This is a genomic window from Geminicoccus flavidas (assembly GCF_009806515.1).
Classification (GTDB): Bacteria; Pseudomonadota; Alphaproteobacteria; order Geminicoccales; family Geminicoccaceae; genus Geminicoccus; species Geminicoccus flavidus.
In genome coordinates this window covers 1-6,836 of record NZ_WUJP01000363.1, presented here as the reverse complement: position 1 = coordinate 6,836, position 6,836 = coordinate 1, and the positions used below count along the sequence as shown (strand labels likewise).

Sequence of the window (6,836 nt, the reverse complement as noted above, 5' to 3'; positions counted from 1 at the left end):
CCGCCTGGACCCGCTGGAGCTGGCGCTCCAGGGCCTTCCAGTCGAACCCGCCATGACTGCAGAACAGCTGATCCTCCGAGGCCAGCGCCATGCTGCGCAGCGGGACCGGTAGCCCCTCCAGAGGCGTCCACTGCCGTTTCAGCCCTTCGCCTTCGGCAAGGCGCAGGACCATCAGGGGCGTGTACCAGGTCGGCACGAACCGGCCGACCAGGAGCAGCGGTGCCGGCAGGAAGGCCACCAGGAGCAGGGCCAGGCCCGCCCAGCACAGGGCCTTGCGGAGCCACCTGCGGCCAGCCGGGGGCGAGGCGGCCTCCCGCGGCGCTGGCGGCGCCGAGCGCGGCTTGACGTCCTTGCCGGCACGCTTCGTGCGGCTGCGCGCGGCCTGCGGCGGATTGCGCTTCACCTTTGCCATGGCGTCGGGCTAGCGGTGGCGCGGCCAGCCGTGCCGGCTGCGGAAGATCGGAGGGACGAAGTTGGCAAGGCCGGACAAGGGCGCGCTTCTCGGAATTGGATTGCTGCTGCTCGCGTTCACGATCCTGCCGGTCCTGGACGGGATCGCCAAGCTCATGGGCGAACGATTCCATCCCCTGCACATTACCTGGGGGCGGTACGCCTTCAACATGCTGGTGCTGATGCCCATCGTGCTGCCCCGCTTCGGCTGGCGGGTGCTGACACCGCCGCGCTTCTGGCTGCAGGTCGTGCGCGGCGCCTGCCTGCTCGGGGCCACACTCCTGTTCTTCACCGCGCTCATGCACCTGACTATGGCCGAGACGCTGGCGCTCGCCTTCGTGTACCCGCTGATCGTGACCTTGATCGCCCCGGCACTGCTCGGCGAACGGCTGAGCGGAGCGAAGATCCTGGCGGCACTGATCGGCCTCAGCGGTGCGCTGCTGATCATCCGGCCGGGTGCGGCGGTGTTCCAGCCTGCCTCGCTCCTGGCCTTTTCCACCGCCTTCGTCTTCTCGGTCTACATCATCCTGACCCGCAAGCTGGCGGGCCTGGCACCGCATCTCCAGTCATTGTTCTTCACCGCCCTGGTCGGTGCCGTCCTGATGACACCGATCGCACCGTTCGTCTGGCAGCCGCTCGGCTGGCTGGACTGGCTGGGCTTCGCCGCGATCGGCACGATCGCGGCGGTGGGCCATCTCCTCCTGCTGCGCGCCTACGAGCAGGCGCCGGCCAGCGTGCTGGCACCGCTGGGCTATTTCGAGATCGTCAGCACGGTGGCGCTAGGCTGGCTCCTGTTCGGCGACCTGCCGGATGTCTGGACCTGGACCGGGATCCTGGTGATCGTGGCATCGGGCGTGTTCGTCACGCTCTGGACCAGTGAGCGGGCGAGCCGCTTGGCACCACGGGCCGGCCAGCCGGCGGGCGGCTGACCAACGGAACGCCATATTTCTGGAAAGTAGAGTTCGGGTCGACGTCGTGTCCAAAGACGGTTGAAGTCTTCCTGCAGGCCCGGGAAACTGGCGCCCTCGCACGGGGCCACCAGGAGCAAGGTCATGGCGATGCGGCTGGTGATGCTCATGCTGATGGCCCTGGCCTGGCCGGCCCGCGCCGAACCGGTCGCCGGGTTTGCCGCCGATGGCTGGCCGATCCTGGCCGCGCTCACGGAGGTCTCGGTTGCCACCGACAACCGGATCGGCGGCGACTGCTGGGCGCAGGAGGACGCCGCGCGCACCGCGGTGGGCGAGGCCCTGTCGATCAGCGGGTTCCGGCTGGTCGGGCAAGGGGAGGTCGGCGGCGATCCGGAGCTGCAGGCGTTCTTGACCATCGGCGCCTTCGGCCATGTGACCGAGACCGGCAACTGCATCGTCGTGCTGGAGTTGGATGCGGAACACCTGCTGACCTACCGCATTCCGGGTGAGGAGAGCCGCCTGGCCCGGTCCAACCTGCTAGTCTGGCACGACAGCTCGGTGTTGAGCGGCCCGGCCGACGGCCTGTCGGAGGTGATCATGGTCGAGGCGCTGGGGCTGGCCCAGGGCTTCGCGCTGGCGGTCGAGGCGGCCAGAAACCGGGCCGTGGCCGAGCGTCCGGGGCCGGGATTGAGTTCCGACTGAGCCGCAGCATGCAGGCCGCGCGTGCTTGCACCGCGGGCGGCTGCCGTGTACAAGCCCGGCCATCTCGCACGCGGGCGTCGTCGTGCCCTGTTGGCACGCCCTCATTCGGTGCGTCGGGTCCCGCCCGGCGTTTCCGCCCGCGGAGGTTAAGAACCGACCCGAGGATCCAAGGATCATGACCTTTCCGACCTTCACCATGCGCCAGCTGCTGGAAGCCGGTGTGCATTTCGGCCATCAGACCCGGCGCTGGAACCCTGCGATGGCGCCCTACATCTTCGGCGTGCGCAACGGCATCCACATCCTGGACCTGACCCAGACCGTGCCGCAGCTGGATCGCGCCCTGCGCACCATCCGGGACGTGGTGGCCGGCCGTGGCCGCGTGCTGTTCGTCGGTACCAAGCGCCAGGCCCAGGGCCCGGTCGCCGATGCCGCGCGGCGCTGCGGCCAGTATTTCGTCAACCATCGCTGGCTGGGCGGCACGCTCACCAACTGGAAGACGATCAGCCAGTCGATCAAGCGGCTGCGCGAGATCGAGGCGCGGGTCGAGGGTGGCCAGGGCCACCTGACTAAGAAGGAGTTCCTGAACCTCGGCCGCGAGCGCGACAATCTCGAGCGTTCGCTGGGCGGGATCAAGGATATGGGCGGCCTGCCCGATCTGATCTTCGTGATCGACACCAACAAGGAAGAGATCGCGATCGCCGAGGCCAACAAGCTCGGCATTCCGGTGGTGGCGATCTGCGACAGCAACAGCAACCCGAACGTGGTCCGCTTCCCGATCCCGGGCAATGACGACGCGGCGCGGGCGATCAACCTCTATCTCGACCTGATCGTCGCGGCCGTGCTGGACGGCATCACCGCCGACCTGACCGCGTCGGGCACCGATATCGGCGAGGCGGTCGACCTGTCGGCCGAAGCGATCGAGCCCATCGAGGCGATCGAGCCCGTCGAGTCGAGCGAGCCGATCGAGGCCAGCGGATCGGTGGCCGAGCCGGAGTTGGCCGAGCAGCTGACGGTCGACACCACCACCCTGCCGGACAACGGCGAGGTCGTGGGCGAGGAGGCCCCGGTGCCCGTCGCGAGCAACTGAACCCGACGCACCGACCGACCTTCAGGAAACCAGGTATCATGGCTCAGATTTCCGCCGCCCTCGTCAAGCAGCTCCGCGAGCAGACGGGCGCTGGCATGATGGATTGCAAGAAGGCGCTGGAGGCCACCGACGGCAACTACGAAGAAGCCGTCGACTGGCTGCGCAAGAAGGGGCTGGCCGCTGCCGCCAAGAAGTCCGGCCGCACCGCGGCCGACGGGCTGGTGGGTGTCGCGACCGAGGGCGCCAGGGGTGCGCTGGTCGAGGTCAATGCCGAGACCGACTTCGTGTCGCGCAACGAGCAGTTCCAGGCGCTGGTCCAGGAGATCACGACCCTGGCGCTCCAGGCCGGCGGCGATGTCGAGAAGCTCAAGGGTCTGACCACCGCATCCGGCCGCACCGTCGCCGACGAGATCACCAACGCGATCGCGGTGATCGGCGAGAACATCACGCTGCGCCGTACCTCGCTGGTAGAGGTTGAGGACGGGGTGGTGGCCGGCTACATGCACGGCCAGCAGGCGCCGGGCCTTGGCAAGATCGGCGTGCTGGTGGGGCTCTCCTCCGCCGGTGACAAGGCGAAGCTCGCCGAGATCGGCAAGCAGATCGCGATGCACGTGGCCGCGACCAGCCCGCAGGCGATCTCGGCCGACGCGCTCGACCCGGACGTGGTGGCGCGCGAGCGCAAGATCTTCTCCGAGCAGGCAGCCGCTTCCGGCAAGCCCGCCAACATCATCGAGAAGATGGTCGACGGCCGCATCCGCAAGTTCTACGAGGAGGTCGTCCTCCTGGAACAGGTGTTCGTGGTGGACACGGACAAGCGGGTGAAGGACGTGGTCGCCCAGGCGGCCAAGGATGTCGGGGCACCGGTGACGCTGACGGCGTTCGTGCGGATGCAGGTCGGCGAGGGCATCGACAAGGGCCCGACCGACGATCTGGCCGCCGAGGTGGCGAAGCTCGCCGGCGTCTGATCCGGCGATTGGTGACGAGCATGGTCGACGGATGTCGGCGAAAGGGAGCGGCGACGCGATGAGCGAGGATAGCGTCACTTCCGGCAGCCCATCCGTGGGCCTGGCGCCGCGCTGGCGCCGGGTCCTGATGAAGATGTCCGGTGAGGCCCTGCTCGGCGAGCAGGCCTCCGGGCACGACCGTAAGGTGCTGGAGCGGCTGGCGAACGATGTCGCGGCCGTCCAAGCGCTGGGCGTCCAGCAATGCCTGGTGATCGGCGGCGGCAACATCGTGCGCGGCGCCAGCCTCGCCGGGTCCGGCATCGACCGAGCGAGCGCCGACTACATGGGCATGCTCGGCACGGTCATCAACGCGCTGGCGGTGCAGGCCTTCATCGAGCGGGCCGGCGTGCCGACCCGGGTCATGTCGGCGATCCCTATGTCGGCGGTCTGCGAGCCCTATATCCGGCGCCGGGCGATCCGGCACCTGGAGAAGGGCAGGGTGGTGCTGTTCGCCGCGGGCACCGGCAACCCTTTCTTCACCACCGACACCGGCGCGGCCCTGCGCGCCGCGGAGATGAACTGCGACGCCATCCTGAAGGGGACCCAGGTGGATGGTGTCTATTCCGCCGACCCCAAGAAGGATCCGGCCGCCACGCGCTATGACCGGCTGAGCTACCAGAAGGTCCTGGCGGACGATCTGCGGGTGATGGACGCCTCGGCGATCGCCCTTGCCCGCGAGAGCCGTATTCCCGTCGTGGTGTTCCGGGTGCGCGAGGCCGGCGCCTATGCGAAAGTGGTGCAGGGGCTGGGGCCGCACACCGTGATCGGCGGGGAGGAGTAGGATGAGCGTGAAGAGCTTCGATCTGGAATCGGTCAACAAGCGGATGGACGGCGCCATCGAGGCGCTGAAGAAGGAACTCTCGGGCGTGCGCGCCGGCCGTGCGTCGGCGGCCATGCTGGAACCGGTGGTAGTCGAGGCCTATGGTCAGGAGATGCCGCTCAACCAGTGTGCCACGATCACCGTGGCCGATGCGCGGATGCTCCAGGTCCAGGTGTGGGATCGGGGTCTTACCAAGGCGGTCGAGAAGGCGATCCGTTCCGCCAATCTGGGCCTGAACCCCCAGGTGGAAGGCCAGGTCATGCGCCTGCCGCTGCCCGAGATGTCGCGTGAGCGCCGCCAGGAGCTGGTCAAGCTCGCCCAGAAGTACGCGGAGAGCACCCGGGTGGCGATCCGCAACGTACGCCGCGACGGTATGGACCAGCTCAAGAAACTGGAAAAAGACAGTCACATCTCCCAGGATGAGCAGGCCAAGCATTCGGACGATATCCAGAAGCTGACCGACAAGCACATCGAGATGGTCGGACAACTGCTTGCGCAGAAAGAAAAGGACATCATGCAGGTCTGAGAACCTGGGGGCCGACGCGTTTGTCCATTTTACCGTCCTCTCTGCCGGGCCCGGCTTCGTCGCCCCCGGTGCATGTCGCCATCATCATGGACGGCAATCGTCGCTGGGCCCGGGCGCGCGGCATGCCCGGCGTGATGGGCCATCGCCGCGGCGCCGATTCGGTGCGCCGCGCCATTCGCGCTGCGGTGAAGGAAGGGGTGCGCTACCTCACCCTGTTCGCCTTCAGCTCGGAGAACTGGCGGCGGCCGGCGATGGAGGTCAACGAGCTCATGAACCTCCTGCGCTTCTACCTGCGCAAGGAGCTGACCGAGCTGCACAAGGAGGGCGTGCGGGTCCGGGTGATCGGCGACCGCTCTAGGCTCGCCGACGATATCCGGCTGATGCTGGACGAGGCCGAGGCGCTCACTGCCGGCAATGCCCGGCTCGATCTGGTCCTGGCCCTGAACTACGGGGCCCGCTGGGAGATCACCCAGGCGGTGCGCCAGCTGGTCGACGCGGCCAAGGCGGGGCATCTGGAAGCCGATGCCATTGACGAGGCGCTGATCACCCGGCACCTGGCCACCGCCGAGATCCCCGACCCCGACCTGTTGATCCGCACCTCGGGTGAGCAGCGGATCAGCAACTTCCTCCTCTGGCAGCTCGCCTATACCGAGATCGTGTTCCTGGACGTCGCTTGGCCCGATTTCGACGAAGCCCATTTCAGGGCAGCGCTCGCCGAGTTCGCGCGCCGCGACCGCCGCTTCGGCGCGTCCAGCAGTGCCCAGGTGGTCGGCTGACCGGCGGTGGCCCGTGAGTTCGACCCGGCCTTCTACAAGCGGCTCAGCTCCGGCCTGGTGCTGATCGTCCTGGCGCTCACCGGGCTGTGGACCGGCGGCTGGGCCTTCGACCTGCTGGTGGTGGCGGCTGTTGCTTGCATGGCCTACGAATATGGCCGGATCGTCGCCCGGCTGCGCGGTCGCACCGGCCTGAACGAATGGGCCGTCCTTGCCACGGCCGGGGCGATGGTGCTGGGCCTGGTGGGGCTCTATCGCGGCGGGCTGCCCGAGGGGCTGGCACTCGCCGGGCTGGTGGCGCTGGGCACGGTGTTCCTGCGCGCCCTGTTCGGCCGCACCGACGGCAACCGGGCAGGCTTCGGCGCCATCTACATCGCGGTGCCCTGCTTGGTCATCATCGACCTGCGCTTGGTCGAGCCGCAGGGCTTTTCCATCGTCCTCTGGATGTTCGCGGTGATCTGGACCACCGACACGATGGCCTATCTGGTCGGGCGCACGCTGGGTGGGCCGAAGGTGGCGCCCTCGATCAGCCCGGGCAAGACTTGGTCCGGCTGCATCGGCGGGGC

The 6,836-nt window shown here is 68.3% G+C and carries 9 protein-coding genes; 8 read left to right on the top strand and 1 reads right to left on the bottom strand.

Annotation, left to right across the window (positions count from 1 at the left end; all coding sequences use genetic code 11):
• Positions 1–412 (bottom strand): transglycosylase domain-containing protein (locus EQG76_RS10260; RefSeq protein WP_200840713.1); only part of this gene is annotated, 412 nt, incomplete at its 3' end.
• A 100-nt stretch (positions 413–512) separates the two neighbouring features.
• On the opposite strand from EQG76_RS10260, the gene EQG76_RS10255 reads away from it, so the two are divergent.
• From EQG76_RS10255 to EQG76_RS10220, 8 genes are all read left to right on the top strand, one after another.
• On the top strand, positions 513–1,379 hold the full coding sequence (locus EQG76_RS10255) for a DMT family transporter (RefSeq protein ID WP_159713063.1): 867 nt from the start codon (positions 513–515) through the stop codon (positions 1,377–1,379).
• Between the two features lie 123 nt (positions 1,380–1,502).
• A complete protein-coding gene (locus EQG76_RS10250; protein WP_159713061.1) occupies positions 1,503–2,060 on the top strand; it encodes a hypothetical protein in 558 nt (185 codons plus the stop codon).
• Between the two features lie 175 nt (positions 2,061–2,235).
• Positions 2,236–3,147: a 30S ribosomal protein S2 gene (gene rpsB / locus EQG76_RS10245; protein ID WP_159713059.1), complete on the top strand. Its 912-nt coding sequence runs from the start codon at positions 2,236–2,238 to the stop codon at positions 3,145–3,147.
• Positions 3,148–3,185: 38 nt separating this feature from the next.
• Complete coding sequence (tsf, locus tag EQG76_RS10240) at positions 3,186–4,112, top strand: translation elongation factor Ts (protein WP_159713048.1); 927 nt, start codon at positions 3,186–3,188, stop codon at positions 4,110–4,112.
• A gap of 58 nt (positions 4,113–4,170) precedes the next feature.
• Positions 4,171–4,932 (top strand): UMP kinase, encoded by a 762-nt coding sequence (gene pyrH / locus EQG76_RS10235; RefSeq protein ID WP_159713046.1) that lies wholly within the window; start codon positions 4,171–4,173, stop codon positions 4,930–4,932.
• A gap of 1 nt (position 4,933) precedes the next feature.
• Entirely contained in the window at positions 4,934–5,497 is a 564-nt protein-coding gene (frr, locus tag EQG76_RS10230; protein ID WP_159713044.1) for a ribosome recycling factor, read from the top strand.
• A 26-nt stretch (positions 5,498–5,523) separates the two neighbouring features.
• On the top strand, positions 5,524–6,273 hold the full coding sequence (locus tag EQG76_RS10225; protein ID WP_407925525.1) for an isoprenyl transferase: 750 nt from the start codon (positions 5,524–5,526) through the stop codon (positions 6,271–6,273).
• Positions 6,274–6,279: 6 nt separating this feature from the next.
• Positions 6,280–6,836 (top strand): phosphatidate cytidylyltransferase (locus tag EQG76_RS10220; RefSeq protein WP_200840712.1); only part of this gene is annotated, 557 nt, incomplete at its 3' end.

Coding starts and splice junctions, on each gene's coding strand:
- pyrH (WP_159713046.1), top strand. CDS start 4,171: ATGAGCGAGGATAGCGTCACTTCCGGCAGCCCATCCGTGGGCCTGGCG.
- EQG76_RS10250 (WP_159713061.1), top strand. CDS start 1,503: ATGGCGATGCGGCTGGTGATGCTCATGCTGATGGCCCTGGCCTGGCCG.
- rpsB (WP_159713059.1), top strand. CDS start 2,236: ATGACCTTTCCGACCTTCACCATGCGCCAGCTGCTGGAAGCCGGTGTG.
- tsf (WP_159713048.1), top strand. CDS start 3,186: ATGGCTCAGATTTCCGCCGCCCTCGTCAAGCAGCTCCGCGAGCAGACG.
- frr (WP_159713044.1), top strand. CDS start 4,934: ATGAGCGTGAAGAGCTTCGATCTGGAATCGGTCAACAAGCGGATGGAC.